Raw genomic sequence first — 23,352 nt, forward strand, 5'->3', positions numbered from 1 at the left:
GCATTCTGTCCTGCGGTCCGTCCCGCATTCTGTCCTGCGGACCCGGCGTTCACAGCGCCCTCTTCCGCGGGCCAGGCACCTGGGCGTCGGACTCGCGCAGGTACAGCGGCGTGGAGTCGAGCAGCCGCTCCCCCGCCGCGAGCCGCGCGAGAGCGAACTGGCCCAGCGAGAGGGCTTCCGGCTGGCGGGAACTGAAACCCGGGACGGCTTTGACGACGTCGGAATAGAGACCGGCGCCGGCGCCGTAGACCGGAAGCTCGGGAAGGTCCGCGGCGAAGCCGACGTGCGGGCCGTCCAGCAGCCGCGGCAGCTGGCCGTCGCTGAGGGCATACCGGGCCCAGTAGACCTCTTTGCGCCGCGCGTCCGTGGCGACGATGAACTCCGGCGCCGCGTCGGTGGACTCCGCCACCTCCAGGGCGATGGCGTCCAAGCTCATGAGGCCGTAGAGCGGTTTGCCCCAGACGAAGGAGAGGGTGCGCGCGGTGACGATGCCCGAGCGCAGCCCGGTGAACGGGCCGGGCCCCACCCCGGTGACCACCGCGTCGACGTCGGCTCCGGTCAGGCCGGCCTCCGCGAGGAGCGCCTCGATTCCCGGCGCCAGGACCTCCGCGTGGCTCCGGGTGTCCTCGGTGGAAAAGCTGCCCACAAGGGATTCCAGGGTGTCATCGGAGACGAGTGCGGCGCTGGCCACGGCCGAGGTGTCGATGGCAAGGATCAGCATCAGTTCCCTTCCAGGGAGTGGGGCGGTGTCGCGGTTTCAGCGGACCCAGCGGGCGCGGCGAACGACGCGGGCGAAGAGAGGACGGGCGGGTCCACCCAGCGGGGACCGAAGCCGCGGATCACGATCCTGCGGGGCTCGTCGTCGTCGTCGGTGTCGAAGTCCAGCACCGCGGGAAACGGTGCCGCTGACGTGTCCTGGCTGTTTTCCGGGCGGGCCGCTTCGGGAGCGGCGGCTTCCGGAGCGCGGGTGCTGCCACCCAGGCTGCGGAGCAGGTCCACCTCCAGCCGGCTCTCGCTCAAATGCTCCACCCGTCCGCGGCCCCACTCCACCACTGTCACGGCGCTGTCCATGGTGTTTTCCAGGTCGATGTCGTCGATTTCCGAGGCCGAACCCAGCCGGTACGCGTCCACATGCACCAGGTCCGGGCCGCCCGGCCGGGGACCGTCGGGCAGGTTCGGGTGGATGCGGACCAGCACGAACGTGGGCGAAATGATCCCGGCGCGGACCCCCAGGCCCTCCCCCAGGCCCTGGGTGAAGGTGGTCTTCCCCGCTCCCAGCTCACCGGTGAGGACCAGCAGGTCGCCGGCCTGCAGCTGGGCGCCGAGCCCGGCGGCGCGGGCGTGGGTCTCGTCCGCGGTCCGGACATCCAGGGTCCGTTCCCAGGCCGCCCGGCTCATGGCCGTGACTCGTCACTGGCGGGCTCTTCGTTGATGTACCGGCGCGGCACCCGGGGGCTGATCCGCGTCACGATCTCATAGTTGTTGGTGCCGGCGGCCCGGGCCCAGTCCTCTGCAGTGGGCCCGCCGTCGCCGCCGTTGCCAAACAGAACGGCTTCGGCGCCGAGGACGCTGGGGCCGCCGGCTGAAACGTTGAGCGGGCCGAGGTCGATCACCATCTGGTCCATGGCGATGCGTCCGACGACGGGGTAGTTCACGCCCGCCACCCGGACCGGCCCACCGGTGGCGATCCGCGGGACGCCGTCGGCGTAGCCCAGCGGGATCAGCCCCAGCGTGCTGGTGCTGCCGGTGCGGTAGTTCAGCCCGTAGGAGACGCCCTGGCCGGCAGGGACATCCTTGCAGTGCGAAACGACAGTGCGGACGGTCATGGCGGGCCGCAGGCCCAGCTCTTCCGAGCCCTGCCCCTCGAACGGTGACAGGCCGTAGAGGCCCAGTCCCACGCGGACCAGGTCGAAGTGCGTGTCGGGCCGGGACAGGGTGGCCGGCGTGTTGGCGAGGTGCCGCACCTCGGGATCCACGCCGGCGTCCTGGGCGATGGCGAGGGCTTCGCGGAAGGCTTCCAGCTGTTCGTCGGTTTCCGGGCGCTCGGGTTCGTCGGCGACGGCCAGGTGGGAGAAGACGCCGACCACCCGCAGCAGGCCCTGGTCCTGGTATTCCATGGCTTCGCCGACCAGGCCGTCCCAGGCATCCAGGGTGGCGCCGTTGCGGCCCAATCCGGTGTCCACTTTGAGGTGCACGCGGGCCGGGCGTTCCTGCTCACGGGCGGCCGCTACGATGCGTTCCAGTTCCCAGCCCGAGCAGCCGATGTCGATCCCGGCAGCCACGGCGGCGGCGAAGTTGCTCTCAGGCGTGTGCAGCCAGGCCAGGAGGGGCGCCTCAATGCCGGCGGCGCGCAGGGCCAAGGCCTCGGAAATGTGGGCGGTGCCCAGCCAGTTGGCGCCGGCGCTGAGTGCCGCGCGCGCCACGGGAACGGCGCCGTGGCCGTACGCGTCGGCCTTGACCACCGCCATCACCTGGGCAGGTGATGCCACGGCCGCCAGCCGTCGGACATTGTGCCGGATGGCTTCGAGGTCGATAACGGCCGAGCGTTCCTCGGCGTACGCTGACGGCGCGTCCGGGACGGGCCTGAAGTCACCTGTTGCTGCTGGGTAAGTCACTTAACGATTCTAGGGGTGGCGGCGCATGCGGCTTAATTCGGGCCGCCGCGGGAGCATCCCCGCCCGCTCCCGAGGGGGGACATGCTCAGTGTTCGCGCCCCCTCCACGGGGGACATGCTCAGTGTTCGCGCCCGCGACTGGGCACAAGGGCACTATGCCCATTTCCCGGCCCGCACGGAGGGCATGTCCAGCTTCAACCTGGTCCGGGGCAAGACCCACGTCCCCGCCAGCCCCCGCCCGCTCCACCGGGGGACATGCTCAGTGTTCGCGCCAACGACCGGGCACAACGGCGCTATGCCCATTCCCCGGGCCGCACGGAGGGCATGTCCAGCGTGAGAGCCCCGCCTACCTACGCATCCGACAGGTGCGCGATGGTCGCAGTCGCCCGCCGCTGCGCCTCCTGCGGCACATCACGGATGATGTCCTCCAGGAAACTGTAGCGCCGGAGCCACTGGCTGCTTTGGCGTTCCTTGCGGGCGTTGGCCCGCTGCCACCAGTCCGCGATGTCCCCCCAGCCGGGTGCGGCCAGCGAGCCGCCGACTTCCTGCACAGCCAGCGCCGCGCAGAGATTGGCGAACCGCAGCCGGTCGCCCAGCGGCCAGCCCGCCAGGCAGCCCACGATGAAGGCGGCACCGAAGCAGTCCCCCGCCCCGGTCGGGTCGAAGGCGGACACCGGCAGCGACGGCACCCATTCCTCTTCGCCCGATTCAGAGTCCACGGCCATGGCGCCCTGGGACCCGAGGGTCACGACCGCGACCGGCACCCTGTCCGCCAGGGCGTAGAGGGCAGCCCACGGGTTGTCGTTCCCGGTGAAGGCCATGGCTTCGTGCTGGTTCGGCATAAAGGCGTGGAAGTACTGCAGGTTGTCCAGCCGGGTGGAGGACCAGACACCGGTGGGATCCCACCCGACGTCGCCGAAGAGCCGCACCCCGGCCTTATGCGCGTCGAGCGCCCACGGTTCCAGTTGCTCGCCGAGCTCGGCGACGGCGGCGAGCGCCGGAGGAGGGCAGCCGATCAGTTGACTGGAGCTCACCGGGGCCGGGTGGCCGTGCGTCACCATGGACCGGTCGTGCTCCACGCTGAGGGACACGGTGACCGGTGAGTGCCAGCCCGGCACCCGCCGGGACAGGGACAGGTCCACGTGTTCCTGCGCGGACAGAATCTTCCAGTTGTAGTCCCCGTAGCCGTCATCGCCGAACGCAGCCGCCAGCCCCGTGCGCAGCCCGAGCCGCGCCGCGGCGATGGCCTGGTTGGCCACCCCTCCCGGGCAGCTGCCCATCCCGTCGCTCCAGATCTCGGTGCCGGCGACCGGGGCGTGCGGCAGGCCGGTGAAGATGATGTCCTGGAAAACGGTGCCGGTCAGCAACAAATCGAAGCCCCCGGCCGCCGGGGTCCGGACGGAGGAAAGCGGGTCAAAACGCCGCGTCGGTATCGCGTCCATGTATGGCACACTACGCCGTCCCGGTACCGCAGGAAAGGAGTTCAACGGGCCATGACGGAGCACTGTGAATAGACTGTCGGCATGCGGCTGATGATTGCCGGAGGCGGCGGATTCCGGGTACCGCTGGTCTACCGGGCGCTCTGTGCAGGTCCCTACGCCGGCCTTGTCCGGGAGCTGGTGCTGTACGACGTCGATCCCGGCCGCCTCGCCGCCATCGAGGCCGTCCTCGGCTCGTTCGCGGCGCTGCAGCCGCCCGGCGCCGCCTCTCCCGCGGTCCGGGCCACCACGTCCTTGGCCGAGGCGCTGACCGGGACGGACGTAGTATTTGCCGCGATCCGCCCCGGCGGGACGGCGGGCCGCACCGCAGATGAGCGGGTGGCCCTGGACCTGGGGCTCCTGGGCCAGGAAACCACGGGGGCCGGCGGCATCTCCTACGCGCTGCGATCCATTCCCCGCATGCTGGACCTGGCCGCCCAGATGCGGCGGCACTGCCCGGACGCGTGGCTGCTGAATTTCACGAACCCGGCCGGGATGGTCACCGAAGCCCTGGTCCCGGTGCTCGGCCGCAAGGTGGTGGGCATTTGCGATTCGGCCGGCGGGCTGGTGTACCGGGCGGCGCACGCTGCCGGCGTCGTGCTGCCCGAGGGCCGGCTCGACGGCGTGGGCTACTACGGGCTGAACCATCTCGGCTGGCTGTACCGCCTGGAGTCCGGCGGCCGGGACATGCTCCCCGGGCTGCTGGCCGACGCGGACGCATTGGCCGGTTTCGAGGAGGGCCGGCTGTATCCGCAGCCCTTCGTGGCGGGCCTGGGGTGCCTGCCCAACGAATACCTCTATTACTACTACGAGACCGAGCACGCCCTGGCCGGCATCCGGTCCTCCCCCACCACCCGCGGTGAATCCATCGACCGGCAGCAGACCGAGCTCTATCCGCTGCTCGCCGCGGCGGGGCAGCAGGCCTATCCGCTGTGGGACGCGGCACGCCGCTCGCGTGAGGAGGGCTACCTCGCGGAGGCACGCCCCGCCGGCGAGCGCCGGGATGAGGCGGACCTGGCCGGGGGCGGCTACGAGCGCGTCGCCCTCGCGGTCATGCGCGCCCTCTCCGGCGGCGGTCCGGCGGAGCTGATTCTGAACACCCCCAACACCGCCGACGGCGCTAACACAGCCGCCGGCGCCCCGGCCATTCCGGGACTGCCGGCGGACGCCGTCGTCGAGGTCCCCTGCCGGGTGACGCCCGACGGCGTGGTGCCGCTTCCGCAGGAACGCCCTGCCTCCGCGCAGTTGGCCCTGATGCAGCGGGTCAAGGATGTTGAACGCCTGGTCGTCCAGGCCACCACCGGGCCTGCGGACGGGACCCGGCGGCGCGGGGCTGCCCTCGCCGCCTTCGCCCGTCATCCCCTCGTCGATTCGGACGTGCTCGCGGCGGAACTCCTCGCCGGCTACGAGGCCGCTTTCCCTGAACTCCTGCAACTCTGGCGCAACGACAGCGACAGCAACGGAGACGGCACCTAGCCGTCCCGGGCGGCTCAGCGCAGGCCGCGGGTGAGGGTGTCCTGGAGCGCTGTATGGGGTTCGCCCGGCAAGCCTGTGCCGCTGAGGTAAAGCCCCATCTGGGTGCCGTGGTATTCCCAGTAGGCGAAGCTGAGTCCGTGCTCGTCCAGGAGTTCCAGCATGTCGGTGACCCACTGGTCTCCGCCTTTGCCCTCCATCTCAAATGTTTGCCGGACCACGCCAAACTCCATGACCGACATCGGCACGTTGTTGTCGATGCCGAACTGCAGACGTTCCGCCAGCTGGTGGGCCAGATAGTCTTTGCCGCGTTCGAGGAAACCGTTCCCGGCTGCTCCGGGCGACGTGGCGTAAACGTCGAGCTGGAGACCGATCCGCGGGGCCGCGCCGGTTGAGGAGGCAATGTTCTCACCCCGCATGTGGCCCTGGATCCGGTATTTGTTGCCGGGCACCACCTTGAACAGGTGTGCGTCGTTGCTCCACCCCGCGATCGCCTCGGCGTCGGCGGAATTGCTAATGGAGAGACTGCCGTTGTCCTGATACCCGCCAGTCTCCCGCGCGAACTCCGGCGGTGCCGCGGCGTCCCCGCCGGACTGCCATTGATGCCAGTCCAGGGTCGCGTCGCTGTCCAGCTGGTCGTTGATGATTTGCCGGATTTCGGTCCCGTCCGGGCCGTACTCGGTCACCGTGATCGCATCGAACCCGGCCGTTCCGCGCATCCCGCCCTGGGCGGTGAGCAGGGGCACCGCCGCTACCGCGTTGCTGTCCTCGATCGCCACGATGCCGCTGTCGTACGCTGCCCAGCCTGACGTGCCGGCCGGCAGGAGGGTAGTTGCGATGCGGCTTTGCGGCAGCAGGACCCGCTCGCCGGTCGAAAGGATCACGTTCGGATCGGGATAGCGGCCACCGTCCTGGACGGGGCCTTCAATCCAGGACGCGTATTGGTGGGTGTACTTGATCGGCTCGTAAAAATGGAAGTCGTAGACCACGTTGGTGTCGTCAACAAGAAAGTGCTGATCGATTCCGGCCGTTCCGTAGCGGCCGTTGACCCCGTAGATCCCGCCCACTACCAGGAGGTGGTTGCGGTCCTCCGACCGCACCGCGGCCACCAGCTGCCGCGACAGCGCTTTCCATTGTTCCCCCGTGGCATCGGTGGTCACCGGCTCGTTGAGCAGGTCGTAGGCCGCGATGGCCGGTTCATCTTTGTACCGGGCGGCGATCACGCGCCACAGGTCTGCGTTCTGCTGCTGCAGCCGGGGATCGGACCAGATGTCGAAACTGACCTCGTCGCTGGTGGGGTCCAGCCAGAATCCGCCGATCGGGGTATGTAAATCCAGGATCAGGCGCATGTCGTGCTGCCGGGCCCACGCCACGTTTTGGTCCATCCACTCGAAGAAGACCTCCGGGGAGTCGACGTACCAGTTCCCGTCAAAGGCAAACCGAATGCTGTTGAACCCGATATCCTTCGCGCGCTGGAAGTCGGTTTCCGAATGGTGCTGGGATTTAAGGAGCTCAGCCCCGTCCTGATCCCGGTGGTAGAAGTTAGAGAAGTTCACCGCTTTCAGCCTCGTGGGCTCGCCCTTGAGGACGAGGCCGCGACCGGCAGCGGTGACGAACTCCGGAGCCGGATCCTCCGCTGAGGAAGAGTTGCCGCTGCCCCTGGTCAGGGTGCACCCGCCAATGACCAGCAACGGAACCGCCAGCAGCAGCACGGCCACGACCCACCCGGGCACCCGGCGCCGGATTGCAGCCTGCCATGGTCGGCGCAGTTTTTGGTGCTGCACGGGCGGATGGCTGCTCCCGGGCATCCAAGTCTCCCCTCGCTCGGCCCTCAGAGGCTCAGCCTATTCGCCCCGGAAGAAAATGTCTTGGGTCACGTGACAGGTTCTTCATCCTGCTCGACCGGCGGGCGCCTCTACAACCTGCGGTACATCAGGTGCAGGCCCACGTAGCCCAGGCGCGGGTGCCGGAACGCCTCAGGGATCGTGGCGAGCACCTCGAAGCCCAGGGATTGCCAGGCCGCGACTGCCCGGACGTTGCTCTCCACCACGGCGTTGAACTGCATCGCGCGGAATCCGGCCGCCCGGGCAGTTTCCAGTGAATAGGCGCAGAGCGCGCGGGCCACACCCTTGCCCCCGTGCGCCGGGTGGACCATGTACCCGGCATTGGCAACGTGGCTTCCGCCGCCGCCCTGATTGGCGTGCAGCTCGCCGGTGCCCAGGATGACTCCGTCGAGTTCCCCCTGTCCCGCCGCCACGAACGTCTGGCCCGGGGGCTGCTTGAACCACCGTTCGCGGGCCTGCTCCTCTGTGGTGTCCCGGTCCCAGGTGAAGGTCTCCCCCGCCCGGACGACGGGCTCCAGGATCTCCCAGATCGCCGGCCAATCCGTGCCGGCGGCCGGCCGGATGACCCAGCCCGGGGCCGTGGACTCTGTCTCGTTGCTGGTGCTCACAGCCGCCACGTTAGCAGCACGTCCGGCCCTGTGACCGGCGCCGCCCGCCGGCCGGTGAACCCGCGGGAACTTCAGGAGTAATGTTTTATCGAAATGCAGTTCCGGCAGTGGACGTCCGGACGTGCCCGGCAGGGCCCGTTCCAGAAAGGGGAAGAAGAATGTCGCTGATCCGCCGCGTCGCCTTCCTCTCCCTGCACACCTCGCCCATGGAACAGCCGGGGTCCGGGGATGCCGGCGGCATGAACGTCTACATCCGCGCCCTGGCCGCGGCCCTCGCCGAGACCGGCGTCGAAGTGGAGATCTTCACCCGATCCACGTCCGCTTCGCAGGCCGCCGTCGAACATCCCTCCCCCGGAGTCTGCGTGCATAACGTCCTGGCCGGACCGCCCCGGAAGCTGCCGAAGGAGGAACTGCCGGAACTGCTGCACAGCATGGTGGCCGAAATCGACCGGATCCGGCAGCTTCAGCCGCACGGCCGCTACGACGTGATCCATTCGCACTACTGGGTTTCCGGCGTGGCGGGGCTTGAGCTCGCCGAATTGTGGGGCCTGCCGCTCGTCCACACGATGCACACCATGGCCAAGGTGAAGAACCTGCTGCTCGTCTCCGGGGAGCAACCGGAACCGCGGCGGCGCGAGGACGGCGAACACCGGATTGTCGACGGCGCCACCCGGTTGATCGCCAACACGGGCACCGAGGCGGCGGAACTGGTCTCGCACTACAACGCGGACAACGACAAAATTGACGTGGCCCCGCCCGGCGTGGACCTGGATATCTTCACGCCGGCGTTCCGCAGCCGGGCCCGGGCTGCCCACGGCGTCCCGCCGGGCCGCTTCCATCTGCTGTTCGCCGGCCGGATCCAGCGCTTGAAGGGACCGCAGATCCTGGTCAAGGCCGCCGCCCTGCTGCGGGCCCGGCGCCCGGACATCGACCTGCAGCTGACCATCGTCGGCGCGATCAGCGGATCCAAGGACTTCGACCTGAAGTCGCTGATCAGTGCCGCCGGACTGGACGACGTCGTCACGCACCATCCGCCGGTCAGCGCACCGGAACTTGCCGGCTGGTACCGTTCGGCCGACGTCGTGGTGATGCCGTCCTTCAGCGAATCCTTCGGCCTCGTGGCGCTGGAAGCCCAGGCCTGCGGAACGCCGGTGGTGGCCACCAAGGTGGGCGGGCTGTCCCGTGCCATCTACGACGGCCGGACCGGCCTGCTCGTGGAGGGCCACAAGGCCGCCGACTGGGCCGACGCCCTCGAGGCCCTGTACGACGACCCGGCGACCCGCGAGGACATGGGCCGCGCCGCCTCCCTGCACGCGCAGGAGTTCGGCTGGCAACGCACCGCCGCCATCACACTGGAGAGCTACCACACCGCGTTGAGCCAGTATTTTGGAAACCTGACCATTCCGGTGGGCCACACGCCCTCGCCCGGAACCACAGGCCGGTAACCACCGGCTGCACCCACCGGCCGGAACACCCACCGACGCCACGAGCCAAAGGACAACGATGTCTGAACCCACGATTTCCGGAACCCCCGCCACGCCCGGCCCGGGGACAGCTCCGCTGAGCGACCTGGAGATCGCGCAGCGGGCCACCATGCGGCCGATCGAGGACATCGCCGCCGCAGCCGGGATCAATGCCGAGGCCCTGGACCTCCACGGCCGGTACAAGGCGAAAATCGATCCGGCAAAGCTGACAGGTTCGACGGCGGGCGGCCCGCCGCGTGCCCCCGGCAAGGTGGTGCTGGTCTCCGCGATGTCGCCCACGCCCGCCGGCGAAGGCAAGTCCACCACGACAGTGGGGCTGGCTGACTCCCTGGCCCGCGCCGGGCACAAGGTCATGATCGCGCTGCGTGAACCCTCGCTGGGCCCGATCCTGGGCATGAAGGGCGGCGCCACGGGCGGCGGCTACTCCCAGGTGCTGCCGATGGACGAGATCAACCTGCACTTCACCGGGGATTTCCACGCCGTCACGTCGGCGAACAACGCCCTGATGGCCCTCGTGGACAACCACATCTACCAGGGCAACGAGCTGAACATCGACCCGCGGCGGATGACCTTCAAACGGGTCCTGGACATGAACGACCGGGCCCTGCGCGAGGTGGTGATCGGCCTGGGCGGGCCGACCCAGGGCATCCCGCGGCAGGACGGCTTCGACATCACTGTGGCCTCGGAGATCATGGCGGTTTTCTGCCTCGCCACGGACCTCGCCGATCTCCGGGACCGGCTGGGCCGGATCACGTTCGGCTACACCTACGACCGGCAGCCTGTCACGGTCGCCCAGCTGGGGGTCCAGGGCGCCCTGACCATGCTGCTCAAGGACGCCATCAAACCGAACCTCGTGCAGACCATAGCCGGGACCCCTGCTTTGGTCCACGGCGGACCGTTCGCCAACATCGCCCACGGCTGCAATTCCCTGATCGCCACCCAGACCGCCCGCAGCCTGGCGGACATCGTCGTCACGGAGGCCGGTTTCGGCGCCGACCTGGGTGCGGAAAAGTACATGGACATCAAGTCCCGCGTCGCCGACGTGGCTCCGTCCGCCGTCGTCGTCGTGGCGACCATCCGGGCCCTGAAGATGCACGGCGGTATCCCCAAGGACCAGCTCAAGGAACCCAACCTGGACGCGCTGGCTGCCGGCGTCGTGAATCTTCAGCGCCATGTGCGCAACGTGGAGAAGTTCGGCATCACGCCGGTGGTGGCAATCAACAAGTTCGCCACAGACACCCAGGCGGAGCTCGACTGGCTGCTGGAGTGGTGCGTTGCCGAGGGCGTCCAGGCCGCCGTGGCCGACGTCTGGGGCCGGGGCGGCGGCGGGGACGGCGGCGACGAACTCGCGGCCAAGGTCGCCGCGGCCATTGATGCGCCGCACACCTTCCGCCACCTGTACCCGCTGGAGATGTCGGTGGAGGACAAGATCCGGACGATTGTGCAGGAGATCTACGGCGCCGACGGCGTTGATTTCTCCGTCCCGGCGCTCAAACGGCTCGCGGAGATCGAGAAGAACGGCTGGTCCGGCTTCCCGGTCTGCATGGCGAAAACCCAGTACTCCTTCAGCGACGACGCCAGCAAGCTCGGCGCCCCGAAGGGTTTCACCGTGCACGTCCGCGACCTCATTCCCAAGACCGGCGCCGGCTTCATCGTGGCTCTCACCGGCGCGGTCATGACCATGCCGGGGCTCCCGAAGGTCCCGGCCGCGATGCGCATGGACGTCGACGCCGAAGGCAGCCCCGTCGGCCTCTTCTAGACCCTCCCTCACATCCGGCGCCACGTCAGCCGACGCTCCCTCACATCCGGCGCCACGTCAGTCGACGCTCCCCCACGTCCGGCGTCCGCGCACCTGATCCCCCCTCACGTCCTGCACTGGTCAGGGCGCAACCGTCGGAGCCCGCACTGGCCGCTACTGGCTGATCCCGGACACCTGTGGATAACTCCTGCGCGGTTACCAAAATGGGTTCACAATGCCAGCATGAGAAAGCGAATGGAGCTTCCCGGTCCACTCGGCGCAGCACCCTTCACCATCGCCGATGCCCGGTCGTTGGGAGTACCAAGATCCAGGCTCAAGCAGTCCGACATCAGTCATGTCAGCCGGGGTCTCTACAGGCCCGCTGAATGGAACTTCGAGTTGGAGGATGCGGCTCGCGCGCTGTCCGCCGCCTCCCCGGGGGCCTGGATCTCGCACGTCACGGCCGCCAGACTTCGATGCCAGCTCTTGCCTCCGTGGCTCTCGGACTCTGAGGAGCTGCACCTGAGCAAGCCGCGGGCGCTGCCCGAAGTCCGGCGCAAGGGGATCGTCGGACACACGGTTCTGGCGCTGGACGACGAGGTTGAAACAGCGGACGGCATCCGGATCAGCACGCGTCCCCGCACGTGGCTCGACCTCGCCCGGCGATTGAGCCTGTCCGAATTGGTCTGCATGGGCGACGAGCTCGTTCGGGTTCCGCGGTTCGGGTTGGAGGGACGGAACGAGCCCTTCGCGACCATCGATGGGCTGCGGTCGATGGTGAGCCGCCACCCGAATCTACAGGGAATCGTCCGCGCCCGGGCGGCCCTGGACTTGACGCGAGTGGGATCCGACTCGGCTCCGGAAACACTGCTACGCCTGGCGATGTGCGACGCCGGTCTCCCGGAGCCGGAGCTGCAGCTCCCGCTCCGCCCGGATAGCCCGGGGTCCCCGACTGCGGATCTTGGGTATCGCCGCCGTCGGCTGGCCGTCCAGTACGACGGCGGCCACCACCTGCTGCCAGCCCAGATCTTCAGCGACCGCCGACGTGACAAGGCCTTCGAATCCGCGGGATGGAACGTACTCGTCCTGACAAAAGACGACCTGGCCGACGGCTTCGAGGGCGCCACCGCCAAGATTAAACGAATCCTCCGCACCGCGTACCTCAGCCCGTCGTCTGCTGCAGGCTTTTCCAGCCCCGTCTGAGGGAGCGATCCTGCGATACCTGCACGACGTGAGGGAGGATCGGGCTAGTAGCGACCAGACGTGAGGGAGCGCCAACCTGACACGCTCCGGACGCACGACGCTCCCACACCAAAGGTGCGGGAGCGTCGGGGTGGAACGCGCCAAAAGTGCGGGAGCGTCGGAGTGCGGGTTTAGCGCTCCAGGTCGCCGCGAATGAAGGCCTCGACCTTTTCGCGGGCGAGGTCGTCGTTGAACTGCTCCGGCGGGGACTTCATGAAGTAGCTCGAGGCGGAGAGCAGCGGGCCGCCGATGCCGCGGTCCAGGCCGATCTTGGCGGCGCGGATGGCGTCGATGATCACACCGGCGGAGTTGGGTGAGTCCCAGACTTCCAGCTTGTATTCCAGCGACACCGGGGCGTCGCCGAAGTTGCGGCCCTCGAGGCGGACAAAGGCCCACTTGCGGTCGTCAAGCCACTGGACGTAGTCCGACGGGCCGATGTGGACATCCTTGGCGGCCAGCTCGGCCTCCACGTTGGATGTCACGGCCTGGGTCTTGGAGATCTTCTTGGACTCGAGGCGGTCGCGCTCCAGCATGTTCTTGAAGTCCATGTTGCCGCCGACGTTCAGCTGGTACGTGCGGTCCAAGGTCACGCCGCGGTCCTCGAACAGTTTCGCCATGACGCGGTGCGTGATGGTGGCGCCGATCTGGCTCTTGATGTCATCGCCCACAATCGGGACGCCGGCGGCGGTGAACTTGTCCGCCCAGGCCTTGGTGCCGGCGATGAAGACCGGGAGAGCGTTGACGAAGCCCACGCCGGCGTCGATCGCGCACTGGGCGTAGTACTCCGCAGCTTCCTGCGAGCCGACCGGCAGGTAGCAGACCATCACGTCAACGTTGGCGTCCTTGAGCGCCTGGACGACGTCGACCGGCTCCTCCGGGGACTGCTCGATGGTCTCAAGGTAGTACTTGCCGAGCCCGTCGAGGGTCGGGCCGCGCTGGACGGTCACACCGGTCGGCGGGACGTCGGCGATCTTGATGGTGTTGTTTTCGCTGGCCAGGATGGCGGCGGACAGGTCCTGGCCCACCTTCTTGGCGTCGACGTCGAACGCGGCGACGAACTGGACGTCGTTGACGTGGTACTTGCCGAACTCCACGTGCATCAGGCCCGGGATCGTGGCCTGGGGATCGGCGTCCCGGTAGTACTCAACGCCCTGGACCAGCGAAGTGGCACAGTTACCTACGCCGACGATTGCAACACGAATCGGATGTGAAGACACGGAACTCCTTTGGGGACAACTTCTTATGCCCGGTGCGGAAGTACTCTGATGCACGACGGCGGCAGCGGGCACGGCACCGTACGGCGCCATTAGCATTCTAGTCAACGGCGCGGCGGCCTGAGTTGTTCCCGGGCCGCCGCGCCGCCGGTATTACCGGGAGGCGGGGCCAGCTACTTCTGGGCCCACAGGTTGATATCGGACTCGACAGCGAACTCGTCGATCGCTGTCAGCTCCTCCGCGGTGAAGTCGAGGTTGTTGATCGCGGACAGGGTGTCCTCGAGCTGGCGGACACTGGACGCGCCGACCAGTGCGGATGTCACCGGGGCGCCCTTGCCCTGCTCCCGCAGGATCCACGCGATGGCCATCTGCGCCAGGGACTGCCCGCGGCTTTCCGCGATCCGGTGCAGTCCCCGCACGCGGTCCAGCTTGTCCTCGGTGATGCTGTTCTCGTCCAGGGACTTCTCCTGTGCGGCGCGGGAATCGGCCGGGATCCCGTCCAGGTAGCGGTCGGTCAGCATGCCCTGTGCCAGCGGCGAGAACGCGATCGAGCCCGCTCCCACCTGTTCCAGCGCCTCGTAGAGGTTGGGGCTGCCGTTTTCGGTCCAGCGGTTCAGCATGGAGTAGCTGGGCTGGTGGATCAGCAGCGGGGTGCCGAGCTCCTTGAGGATCCGGGCGGCCTCGAGGGTCTGCTCCGGGGTGTAGGAGGAGATGCCTGCGTAGAGGGCCTTCCCGGAGCGGACGGCCTGGTCCAGGGCACCCATGGTCTCTTCCATCGGCGTTTCCGGGTCGGGGCGGTGGCTGTAGAAGATGTCCACGTAGTCCAGGCCCATCCGGTTCAGCGACTGGTCCAGGCTGGCCAGCAGGTACTTCCGGGAGCCCCATTCGCCGAACGGGCCCGGCCACATGTTGTAGCCGGCCTTGGTGGAGATGATGAGTTCGTCGCGGTAGGGGGCGAAGTCATCGCGGAGGTGCCGGCCGAAGTTGGTCTCGGCGGAACCGGCGAGAGGACCGTAGTTGTTGGCCAGGTCGAAGTGGTTGACGCCGAGGTCGAAGGCGCGGCGCAGGATGGCGCGCTGGGTTTCGAAGGGCTTGTCGTCGCCGAAGTTGTGCCACAGGCCGAGCGAAATGGCGGGGAGCTTCAGCCCGCTGCGGCCGACGCGGCGGTAGGGCATGGAGTCATAACGGGTATCTGCTGCAACATAAGTCATACGTAACATCCTGTCTTACTTCGAGATGATGGCGGCACTGTGGCCGGGCAGGTCCAGCTGGCCGCTGTCGAGGCGCACGGCGTCGTCAGTGGCCAGTGCGATCGAGGCGCCGGCCACGGCGAGCCGCCGCGGTTCGGCGGAGAAGTTCATCGCGACCTCCACGCTTCCGCGGCGCAGCCGGAGCCAGCGGTCGGCCTCGCTGAAGGCCACCGCAGTGTCCTCGAAGCCCAGACCGGACAGCTCCGGCGTCGCACGGCGCAACGCGATGAGCCGGCGGTACAGGTCAAGCAGGCGGGCGTGGTCGCCGTCCGCGGCTTCTGCCCAATTGAGCCGGGAACGGGTGAAGGTTTCCGGGTCCTGCGGGTCCGGCACGACGGCGGGGTCCCAGCCCATTCGTTCGAACTCCTTGATCCGGCCCTCCGCAGTGGCCCGGCCGAGTTCCGGCTCCGGATGCGAGGTGAAGAACTGCCACGGCGTGGTGGCACCGTATTCCTCGCCCATGAACAGCATCGGCGTGAACGGTGAGGTCAGGGTTGCGACGGCGGCCAGCGCCAGCTGCCCGTACCCCAGCGTCTGGGACAGCCGGTCGCCGGTGGCCCGGTTGCCGATCTGGTCATGGTTCTGGCTGCAGACCACCAGCGCCGCCGGGTGGACCGCGGCCGTGTTGATGGGCCGGCCGTGGTGGCGACCGCGGAAGCTGGAGTAGCTGCCGTCATGGAAGAACCCGTCAACCAGGACCTTCGCCAGGGCCTCGAGGGATTCGAAGTCAGCGTAGTAGCCCGTGGCCTCGCCGCTGACGTTGACGTGCACGGCATGGTGGAAGTCGTCGCTCCACTGCCCCGCCAGTCCGTAGCCGTTGACGTCCCGCGGGTAGAGCAGGCGCGGGTCGTTGAGGTCCGACTCGGCGATCATGGTGGCGGGGCGGCCGGTTTCGGCAGAGATTCCGTCCGCGAGCGCACCGAACTCCTCCAGCAGGTGCACGGCCCGCTCGTCCTTGAAGGCGTGCACCGCGTCGAGCCGGAGCCCGTCCACGTGGTAATCCCGCAGCCACATGGCGGCGTTCTCGAGGATGTAGGCGCGCACGACGTCGGAACCGGGGCCGTCGAGGTTCACCGAGTCGCCCCAGGTGTTGCCCTCCCCCGATTTCAGGTACGGCCCGAAGCGCGGAAGGTAATTCCCGCTGGGTCCGAGGTGGTTGTAGACCACGTCCTGAATGACGCCCAGCCCGGCGGCATGGGCCGCGTCCACGAAGCGCTGGTAGGCGGCGGGTCCGCCGTAGCCTTCGTGCACGGCGTACCAGAGGACACCGTCGTAGCCCCAGTTGTGGGTGCCGTTGAAGCCGTTCACCGGCAGCAGCTCCACGAAATCGACGCCGAGGTCCACCAAGTAGTCGAGCTTCCCGGCGGCCGCGTCCAGCGTTCCCTCGGGGGTGAACGTCCCCACGTGCAGTTCGTAGATCACCGCTCCCTGCAGCCCGCGCCCCTGCCACTGCCCGTCCGACCAATCGTGGTTGCCGGCGTCGAAGGTCCGCGACAGGGCATGGACACCGGCAGGCTGCCGCCGGGACCGGGGGTCCGGCAGCGGTGTGGTGTCCCCGTCGATCAGGTAGCCGTAGTCAACGTCCCCGGTGGCGGGGGCGTCCGGGGCGGTCCACCAGCCACCTGTGCCGTCCGGACGTGCCGGGCCGTCCGGACTTGCCGGGCTGTCGGTCCGGCGCATCGGGTACTCCCGGCCGCCGGCGAGCAGGGTGACGGCCTGGGCGTCCGGCGCCCAGACGTTGAAGCGTTCGGTTCCGTGTGCAGGCAAGGTCATGGCATTCTTCCGTTCCCTGGGGGTCGGTGGGTCAGTCGGTGCGGTCAGGAGGTGGGCACCAGCAGCGCCACCGGGTAGTCACGCAGGATGTCGGCAAGCCGGACGGGGCCGGCGTCGAACGTGGTTCCCGTCAGTTCGTCCGTCATGTCCACGGACAGTTCGACGGCGGTGTCCTGCCAGCCGCCATGCTGCTCCAGTCCGCGGGGCAGCCGGGTGGCGAGCGTGACGGCGCCTACGCCGGCGGCACTGCCGCGGTCAAAGCCGATGAGGTGCCCGGCGGCCGCCCCGGTTGCGGCAACGGGCCGGTAGCCCGTGAACAGCTCCGGGCGGTCACGGCGCAGGCGCAGGGCCCGCGAGGTGACGAGGAGCTTCGCGGCGTCGTCGGTGTACGACGCCGGGCGGTCGCCGGCGTCGAGCGCGGCCAGGGCCGCGCGCCGCGCACCGTAGTCGAACGGCCGCCGGTTGTCCGGATCGGTCAGCGAGCGGTCCCAGAACTCGGTGCCCTGGTAGACGTCCGGGACGCCCGGCATGGTCAGCTGTACGAGCTTGGCGCCGAGCGAATTGATGGCGCCATACGTCGCCAGGAGCTCCACAAGGGACTCCAGTTCCGCCCGGACGGCAGGGTTGTCGAAGGCCGCGTCGACGGCGGCGGCCAGCTTCTCCTCGAAGGCGGCGTCCGGGTCCAGCCAGTCGGTGGAGTTGCCGGCCTCCCGGGCGGCCTTCTGTGCATACGACTGAAGCCGGTCACGGTCCGCGGGCCAGGCACCGGCGATGGCCTGCCACAGCAGGTTGGCGAGCGGACCGTCGGGCAGCGGCGCCAGTTCCTGCAGCCGGGCCAGGGCGGCCTTCCAGTCCCCCGCCACCTCAGCGAGCACGGAGATCCGCGCACGGGTGTCCTCGCTGCGTTTGGTGTCGTGGGTGCTCAGTGTGGTCATGGACAGCGGGATCTCGGCCTGGCGGCGCGCCATCCGGTGATGGAACTCCTCCGGCGCGACCGAGAACTCGGTGGGATCGGCCCCGACCTCCGTCAGGGTGCCGAGCCGGGTGTAGCGGAAGAACGCGGTGTCCTCCACGCCCTTGGCCATGACCATGCCGGAGGTTTGCTGGAAGCGGCGTCCCAGTTCGGCGCCCGGTTCCGGGCCGGCGTCGAGGAGCAGCGGCAGCAGCAGTCCGACGGCGTCCGCCAGCTCCGGACGGCGCCGGACGGCAAGTTCGCACGCTTCCTTCAGCACGTCGGCGCCTTCGGGAAGGTAGCTGCGGTACACCGGGAAGGCGGCGATGATCTCGGAGAGGGCATCGGCGGCCGCTTCCACCGTGAGCCCCGTGCCGGACGGCACCAGCCGCGCCAGCCGGAGCATCTCGGAGTGGAGGATCCCGTCCGTAATCCGGCGCTTGGTGCCCCGGATCATGTCCTCGTAGTCCGCCGCCTGGCCGCCGCGCAGCTCGGCGTCGAGGGCGTCCAGGGCTTCCTGCCCGGCGGGATCGACGAAGAGCCGGTCCACGTCCGCGAGGGCGTCGTAGCCGGTGGTGCCCTCGCAGTCGAAACTCTCCGGAAGGACCTCACCGGGTTCGAGGATCTTTTCGATCAGCAGGTAGCTGCCGCCCGTGACCTCGCGGAGCCGGCGCAGGTACCCCTCCGGATCGGCCAGGCCGTCCGGGTGGTCGATCCGGAGTCCGTCCACCAGACCTTCGCGGAACCAGCGGACAATCTCGGCGTGGGCTTCGTCGAAGACCTCGGGGAGCTCCACCCGGATGCCGGCCAGGCTGTTGACGGCGAAGAACCGGCGGTAGTTCAGCTCGTTGTCGGCCCGGCGCCAGCCGACCAGCTCGTAGTGCTGCCGGTCGTGGACCGCGCGCGGGTCGTCCGCAGTGGGGTCACCTGCGGTATAGCTTCCCTCGGCCAGCGGGAAGCGGTGGTCGTAGTACCGCAGCTCCCCGTCCCGGATTTCCAGCGCGTCGACGTCGGAGTCGGATCCCAGCACGGGGATCCGGATCCGGCCGCCGCCGAAGTCCCAGTCGACGTCGAACGCCTGGGCGTAGCGGGACTGCTGTCCTTCCTTGAGCAGCGACCACCACCACGGGTTCTGGATGGGGGTGGCAACGCCGACATGGTTGGGCACGATGTCGACGAGCACGCCCATGCCGGCCTCACGGGCCGCCCGCGCCGCGGCGGCCAGACCCTCGGGGCCGCCGCGGTCCGGGTCGATCGCGGAGGGGTCGGTCACGTCATAGCCGTGGTCCGAGCCCTTCTCCGCGGTGAGGATCGGCGAGAGGTAGATCCAGTCCACGCCGAGCGACTTCAGGTAGGGCACGGTCTCGGCGGCATCCTGGAGGGTGAAGCCGGGCCGGATCTGCAGCCGGTAAGTGGAGACCGGAGTCCTCATTTGGCGGCAGCCTTCGAGACGGCTTCGGCGGCCTCGTCCTGGGCCTCCACCATTTCCTCTAGTGCGTCCTCGTGCTCGGCCATCGAGGCCAGTGATGCGGCCGCGGAGTAGTCCACCTCCACCTCGGGGCCGGAGTGAGCCCGGAGCACCACCATGGACTTGGCTGCCAGTTTCAGCACCGAGCCTGCCTTGATCGGCTTCTCGGTGTCGGCCTGGTCCGCGGTGTCCACCAGCACATCCCAGAAGGGCGAGTACTCCTCGGCCGGCAGGCAGAAGTCCACGCTGTCGTCATGGGCGTTGAAGGCCAGCAGGAAGCTGTCGTCGGTGATCCGGCGACCGCGGGAGTCCTGCTCCTGGATGCCGTGGCCGTTGAGGAACACGCCGATGGTCCGGCCGAAGCCGCTGCCCCAGTCCTCGGGCAGCATTCCGGTGCCGTCGGTCTTCAGCCAGACGATGTCCGGCAGTTTCTCGCCCTCACCGCGGACCACCGGCCGGCCGTCGAAGAAGCGGCTGCGGCGGAACGTCGGGTGATCGTGGCGGATCTTGTTGACGAACGCGGTGAACTCCACCAGCGGCTGGTCCATTGCGTCCCAGTGGATCCAGCTCAGCTCGGAGTCCTGGCAATAGGTGTTGTTGTTGCCCTGCTGGGTGCGGCCCAGCTCGTCACCGTGCAGCAGCATGGGGACACCCTGCGAGAGCAGCAGGGTGGCGATGAAGTTGCGCTGCTGGCGGGCGCGGAGGGTCAGGACCTCGTCGTTGTCCGTGTCCCCCTCCTCGCCGCAGTTCCAGGACCGGTTGTGGGATTCGCCGTCGTTGTTGCCCTCGCCGTTGGCGTCGTTGTGCTTCTCGTTGTAGGAGACCAGGTCGCGCATGGTGAAGCCGTCGTGGGCCGTGACGAAGTTGATCGACGCCACGGGGCGCCGCGCGGAGCTTTCGTACAGGTCCGCGGAGCCGGTCAGGCGGGAGGCGAATTCGCCCAGTGTGGAGGGCTCTCCGCGCCAGAAGTCGCGGACCGTGTCGCGGTACTTGCCGTTCCACTCGGTCCACTGCGGCGGGAAGTTGCCCACCTGGTATCCGCCCGGGCCGATGTCCCAGGGCTCGGCGATCAGTTTGACCTGGGAGACGATCGGGTCCTGCTGGATGAGTTCGAAGAAGGTGGAGAGCTTGTCCACGTCGTAGAACTCGCGGGCCAGCGTGGAGGCAAGGTCGAAGCGGAAGCCGTCGACGTGCATCTCCGTCACCCAGTACCGCAGGGAATCCATCAGCAGCTGGAGCGAGTGCGGGTGCCGGACGTTCAGGGAATTTCCGGTGCCCGTGTAGTCCATGTAGTGCTTCATGTCGTCGTCGACCAGCCGGTAGTAGGCCTGGTTGTCGATGCCCTTGAAGGAAAGTGTGGGCCCGAGGTGGTTGCCTTCGGCGGTGTGGTTGTAGACCACATCCAGGATCACTTCGATGCCGGCCCGGTGCAGGTCGCGGACCATGGCCTTGAACTCCTGGACCTGGTGCCCCACATCGCCGGAGGAGCTGTAGGTGTTCTGCGGGGCGAAGAAGCCGATGGTGTTGTAGCCCCAGTAGTTGTTGAGGCCCTTCTCCTGGAGCGTGCCGTCGTTGACGAACTGGTGGACGGGCATAAGTTCGATCGCGGTGACGCCGAGCTTCTTCAGGTGCTCGATCACGGCCGGGTGCGCGACGCCGGCATAGGTTCCGCGCTGCTCGTCCGGGACCTCCGGGTGCAGTTCCGTCAGGCCCTTGACGTGGGCCTCGTAGATGACCGACTGGTGGTAGGGGATCCGCAGTTGGCGGTCGCCGTCCCATTCGAAGAAGGGGTTGATCACCACGCCGTGCATGGTGTGGGGCGCCGAGTCGGCGTCGTTCCGGGAGTCGGGGTCGCCGAATTCATAGGTGAACAGCGCCGGGTCCCAGTCGATCTGGCCTTGGACGGCCTTGGCGTAGGGGTCCATCAGCAGCTTGTTGGGGTTGAAGCGGTTGCCGTGCTCCGGCTCGTACGGCCCGTGGACCCGGTACCCGTACTTCTGGCCGGGCTGGACCTGCGGCAGGTAGCAGTGCCACACGTAGCCGTCCACTTCGGTCAGCTCGATCCGCGTCTCGCTCAGGTCATCGGCGAGGAGGCACAGCTCCACGCGTTCGGCACGCTCGCTGAACAGGGCAAAATTGGTGCCGGTGCCGTCAAAAGTGGCTCCCAGCGGGTAAGCCGTTCCGGGCCAGACTTCCATGTGTACTCCTCGTGCGTGGCGAAATTTCTCTAGACAGACTACTTGTAAGCAGGGTTACTAATTGACTCGGCGCACTGAACGCCCGGATTTGTTACACCGTCGTCATGGCCTCCCGCACGGATGTCGCCACGTCCGACGCCGTCACCGGCCCGCCGCCCGAGGCGAGGGTTCCGGCCCGGCCATGGACGCTGGCGGCCAGCGCCGCGATGCCCGCCCAGCGGTTATCGCCGCGGATGCCGAAGGACGCTTGGGTTTCGGGGCTGCCGGCCAGCTGCGCGAGCAGGGCTCCCAGGATCCCGGCCAGGACGTCCCCGCTGCCGGCCGTGGCCAGCCAGGGAGTGGCTTCGGCTTGGCTGAAGACGGCACCCGAGGGGGCGGCGACGAGAGTGGTGGCGCCCTTGAGGAGGACGGTGGCCCCGGTCAGTTCACTGGCCTGCCGGGCGGCCGCGAGCGTGGCGTTCTCCACGCCGTCGCGGCCGGGGTCCGCGCCGTACCGCGCAAGCAGCGCGGCCAGTTCGCCGGCGTGCGGTGTCAGCACGAATCGGGGGGCGAGGGCGCGGGGCAGGGCCGGCAGCGCCCCGGCGTCGGCCACCACCGGCAGCCCGGTGGCTGCGGCGTCGCGGACGCGCTCCAGCTGCTCGTGGGCTTCCTCGTCAAGCCCCGGGCCCAGGAGCCAGGCCTGGACGTGGGCATCCGCGGGACTGCCGGTGCCGCAGACGACTTCGGGGCAGGAGCGGCGGACCAGGTCGGCGACGTCCGGGGGTCCAAGGTAGCGCACCATGCCCACGCCGGCGGCCAGCGCGCCGTGGCAGGCGAGAACCGCCGCGCCGGGGTACCGCTGCGAGCCGGCCACCACGCCCAGGACGCCGCGGGAGTATTTGTGGGAGCGCCGTCCGGGATGCGGGAGCAGCAATTGCAGATCCGCCGCCTCGAAGCGGCGCAGGGCCGGCTCCGGGAGGGCGGCCTCGATGCCGATCGGAATCACCTGGACGCGGCCGGCGAAGTCCGCGCCCGGGTCGGCCAGCAGGCCCGCCTTGGCCGCCCCGAACGTCACGGTCAGGTCCGCGCGGAGAACAGGGGTATGGGCTTCTCCGGTGTCGGCGTCCACACCGCTGGGAATGTCGCAGGCCACCACGAGTCCGGGCCGGGAGCGTCCCAGCGCCTCGATCAGCTCCGCCGCAGGGCCCCGGAGTCCGCCCTGCGCGCCAGTTCCCAGCACCGCGTCAATGACGACGCCGGACTGTGCGGCGGCCGCCGCTGCGCCGGCGATGGTGTCCGGCGTCAGGCGGATCACCCGGCCGCCGGCTTTTGCCAGGGCCGCGAGTCCTTGCGGGTGGGCCTCCCCCGCGGTGAGGACCGCCGTCGTCCGCATGCCGCGGCGGGCCAGCATGGCGGCCGCGAACAGCCCGTCCCCGCCGTTGTTGCCCTTGCCGGCGAGGACCGTGACGCTGGCGCCGTAGAGGCGCTGGCCGCGGGCCCGCAGTTCGCGGACCACGGCGTTGGCCAGCCCGTGGGCTGCCCTTTGCATAAGAACAGCGCCCACACCTTTATCCAGGAAAGGCTTCTCAGCCTCTCGTATCTGGGTTCCGGTGTAGGCGCTGATCATGGTTTCAGTCCATTCGCGGTGCAGTCTGCGGGATGTCCGGGTCTGGTCAGGCAGGTGGAGTTCAGCCCTCGGCGATGACCGTTGCGGTGGCAATGCCGCCGTCGTGGCTCATCGAGAGGTGCCAGCGCTTGACGCCCTTTGACTCCGCCACGGCCAGCACAGTGCCCTTGACCTGGACGGTGGGCCCGTTCTCGTCAAGACCGATCCAGCAGTCCTGCCAGTTCATGCCCGCAGGGGCGCCGAGGACCTTCGCCACGGCTTCCTTGGCGGCGAACCGGGCCGCTAAGGACCGCGTGTTCAGTTCGCGTTCCGCGGGGACGAACAGCCGGTCGCGCAGCCCGGGGGTGCGCTCCAGCTGCCGGCCGAACCGGTCAATGTCTACGACGTCTACGCCAATGCCAACGATCATG

At 68.7% G+C, this 23,352-nt stretch carries 17 protein-coding genes; 4 read left to right on the forward strand and 13 right to left on the reverse strand.

Annotated features, from left to right (window positions below):
- Positions 1-49 precede the first annotated feature (49 nt).
- The 4 genes from tsaB to AC6EUH_RS01320 all read right to left on the reverse strand — a co-directional run bounded on the left by tsaB (position 50) and on the right by AC6EUH_RS01320 (position 4,056).
- On the reverse strand, positions 50-721 hold the full coding sequence (tsaB, locus tag AC6EUH_RS01305; protein ID WP_056425391.1) for a tRNA (adenosine(37)-N6)-threonylcarbamoyltransferase complex dimerization subunit type 1 TsaB: 672 nt from the start codon (positions 719-721) through the stop codon (positions 50-52).
- Positions 721-1,398, reverse strand: a complete 678-nt coding sequence (tsaE, locus tag AC6EUH_RS01310) for a tRNA (adenosine(37)-N6)-threonylcarbamoyltransferase complex ATPase subunit type 1 TsaE (protein WP_499737589.1) — start codon at positions 1,396-1,398, stop codon at positions 721-723. The genes tsaB and tsaE overlap by 1 nt, the downstream gene beginning before the upstream one ends.
- Positions 1,395-2,615 carry an alanine racemase gene (gene alr / locus AC6EUH_RS01315; protein WP_499737590.1) on the reverse strand — a complete coding sequence of 407 codons (1,221 nt, stop codon included), beginning with the start codon at positions 2,613-2,615 and terminating at the stop codon, positions 1,395-1,397. Before alr ends, tsaE begins: the two co-directional genes overlap by 4 nt.
- A gap of 349 nt (positions 2,616-2,964) precedes the next feature.
- The gene (locus tag AC6EUH_RS01320) at positions 2,965-4,056 is read right to left on the reverse strand and encodes a carbohydrate kinase family protein (protein WP_499737591.1); all 1,092 of its coding nucleotides are present in this window, start codon (positions 4,054-4,056) and stop codon (positions 2,965-2,967) included.
- An 81-nt stretch (positions 4,057-4,137) separates the two neighbouring features.
- On the opposite strand from AC6EUH_RS01320, the gene AC6EUH_RS01325 reads away from it, so the two are divergent.
- Positions 4,138-5,568: a family 4 glycosyl hydrolase gene (locus AC6EUH_RS01325; protein WP_499737592.1), complete on the forward strand. Its 1,431-nt coding sequence runs from the start codon at positions 4,138-4,140 to the stop codon at positions 5,566-5,568.
- A gap of 14 nt (positions 5,569-5,582) precedes the next feature.
- Here AC6EUH_RS01325 and AC6EUH_RS01330 read toward each other — a convergent pair whose 3' ends face one another.
- Positions 5,583-7,298: a glycoside hydrolase family 5 protein gene (locus tag AC6EUH_RS01330; protein WP_499737593.1), complete on the reverse strand. Its 1,716-nt coding sequence runs from the start codon at positions 7,296-7,298 to the stop codon at positions 5,583-5,585.
- Between the two features lie 182 nt (positions 7,299-7,480).
- Complete coding sequence (locus AC6EUH_RS01335) at positions 7,481-8,017, reverse strand: GNAT family N-acetyltransferase (protein WP_499737594.1); 537 nt, start codon at positions 8,015-8,017, stop codon at positions 7,481-7,483.
- Between the two features lie 158 nt (positions 8,018-8,175).
- On the opposite strand from AC6EUH_RS01335, the gene mshA reads away from it, so the two are divergent.
- From mshA to AC6EUH_RS01350, 3 genes are all read left to right on the forward strand, one after another.
- Positions 8,176-9,462 (forward strand): D-inositol-3-phosphate glycosyltransferase, encoded by a 1,287-nt coding sequence (mshA, locus tag AC6EUH_RS01340; RefSeq protein WP_056425371.1) that lies wholly within the window; start codon positions 8,176-8,178, stop codon positions 9,460-9,462.
- A 58-nt stretch (positions 9,463-9,520) separates the two neighbouring features.
- Positions 9,521-11,260: a formate--tetrahydrofolate ligase gene (locus AC6EUH_RS01345; protein WP_499737595.1), complete on the forward strand. Its 1,740-nt coding sequence runs from the start codon at positions 9,521-9,523 to the stop codon at positions 11,258-11,260.
- A gap of 222 nt (positions 11,261-11,482) precedes the next feature.
- Positions 11,483-12,442 (forward strand): DUF559 domain-containing protein, encoded by a 960-nt coding sequence (locus tag AC6EUH_RS01350; protein WP_499737596.1) that lies wholly within the window; start codon positions 11,483-11,485, stop codon positions 12,440-12,442.
- Between the two features lie 170 nt (positions 12,443-12,612).
- Here AC6EUH_RS01350 and AC6EUH_RS01355 read toward each other — a convergent pair whose 3' ends face one another.
- The 7 genes from AC6EUH_RS01355 to AC6EUH_RS01385 all read right to left on the reverse strand — a co-directional run bounded on the left by AC6EUH_RS01355 (position 12,613) and on the right by AC6EUH_RS01385 (position 23,351).
- Positions 12,613-13,698: an inositol-3-phosphate synthase gene (locus tag AC6EUH_RS01355; protein WP_056425363.1), complete on the reverse strand. Its 1,086-nt coding sequence runs from the start codon at positions 13,696-13,698 to the stop codon at positions 12,613-12,615.
- A 170-nt stretch (positions 13,699-13,868) separates the two neighbouring features.
- Positions 13,869-14,906: an L-glyceraldehyde 3-phosphate reductase gene (gene mgrA / locus AC6EUH_RS01360; protein WP_056425360.1), complete on the reverse strand. Its 1,038-nt coding sequence runs from the start codon at positions 14,904-14,906 to the stop codon at positions 13,869-13,871.
- 15 nt (positions 14,907-14,921) lie between these two features.
- Positions 14,922-16,718 carry a malto-oligosyltrehalose trehalohydrolase gene (gene treZ, locus AC6EUH_RS01365; protein ID WP_499737597.1) on the reverse strand — a complete coding sequence of 599 codons (1,797 nt, stop codon included), beginning with the start codon at positions 16,716-16,718 and terminating at the stop codon, positions 14,922-14,924.
- Positions 16,719-16,762: 44 nt separating this feature from the next.
- Positions 16,763-19,102 (reverse strand): malto-oligosyltrehalose synthase, encoded by a 2,340-nt coding sequence (gene treY, locus AC6EUH_RS01370; protein ID WP_499737598.1) that lies wholly within the window; start codon positions 19,100-19,102, stop codon positions 16,763-16,765.
- Positions 19,099-21,336 (reverse strand): glycogen debranching protein GlgX, encoded by a 2,238-nt coding sequence (glgX, locus tag AC6EUH_RS01375; protein ID WP_056425351.1) that lies wholly within the window; start codon positions 21,334-21,336, stop codon positions 19,099-19,101. The genes treY and glgX overlap by 4 nt, the downstream gene beginning before the upstream one ends.
- Before the next feature lie 91 nt (positions 21,337-21,427).
- The gene (locus AC6EUH_RS01380) at positions 21,428-22,942 is read right to left on the reverse strand and encodes an NAD(P)H-hydrate epimerase (protein ID WP_499737599.1); all 1,515 of its coding nucleotides are present in this window, start codon (positions 22,940-22,942) and stop codon (positions 21,428-21,430) included.
- 61 nt (positions 22,943-23,003) lie between these two features.
- Positions 23,004-23,351: a holo-ACP synthase gene (locus AC6EUH_RS01385; RefSeq protein WP_056425346.1), complete on the reverse strand. Its 348-nt coding sequence runs from the start codon at positions 23,349-23,351 to the stop codon at positions 23,004-23,006.
- Between the last annotated feature and the right edge of the window lies 1 nt (position 23,352).

The sequence above is a fragment of the Arthrobacter sp. 001422645 genome (genome assembly GCF_059816125.1).

Coding starts and splice junctions, on each gene's coding strand:
- tsaB (WP_056425391.1), bottom strand. CDS start 721: ATGCTGATCCTTGCCATCGACACCTCGGCCGTGGCCAGCGCCGCACTC.
- tsaE (WP_499737589.1), bottom strand. CDS start 1,398: ATGAGCCGGGCGGCCTGGGAACGGACCCTGGATGTCCGGACCGCGGAC.
- AC6EUH_RS01320 (WP_499737591.1), bottom strand. CDS start 4,056: ATGGACGCGATACCGACGCGGCGTTTTGACCCGCTTTCCTCCGTCCGG.
- AC6EUH_RS01325 (WP_499737592.1), top strand. CDS start 4,138: ATGCGGCTGATGATTGCCGGAGGCGGCGGATTCCGGGTACCGCTGGTC.
- mshA (WP_056425371.1), top strand. CDS start 8,176: ATGTCGCTGATCCGCCGCGTCGCCTTCCTCTCCCTGCACACCTCGCCC.
- AC6EUH_RS01345 (WP_499737595.1), top strand. CDS start 9,521: ATGTCTGAACCCACGATTTCCGGAACCCCCGCCACGCCCGGCCCGGGG.
- AC6EUH_RS01350 (WP_499737596.1), top strand. CDS start 11,483: ATGAGAAAGCGAATGGAGCTTCCCGGTCCACTCGGCGCAGCACCCTTC.
- mgrA (WP_056425360.1), bottom strand. CDS start 14,906: ATGACTTATGTTGCAGCAGATACCCGTTATGACTCCATGCCCTACCGC.
- treZ (WP_499737597.1), bottom strand. CDS start 16,718: ATGACCTTGCCTGCACACGGAACCGAACGCTTCAACGTCTGGGCGCCG.
- treY (WP_499737598.1), bottom strand. CDS start 19,102: ATGAGGACTCCGGTCTCCACTTACCGGCTGCAGATCCGGCCCGGCTTC.
- glgX (WP_056425351.1), bottom strand. CDS start 21,336: ATGGAAGTCTGGCCCGGAACGGCTTACCCGCTGGGAGCCACTTTTGAC.
- AC6EUH_RS01380 (WP_499737599.1), bottom strand. CDS start 22,942: ATGATCAGCGCCTACACCGGAACCCAGATACGAGAGGCTGAGAAGCCT.
- AC6EUH_RS01385 (WP_056425346.1), bottom strand. CDS start 23,351: ATGATCGTTGGCATTGGCGTAGACGTCGTAGACATTGACCGGTTCGGC.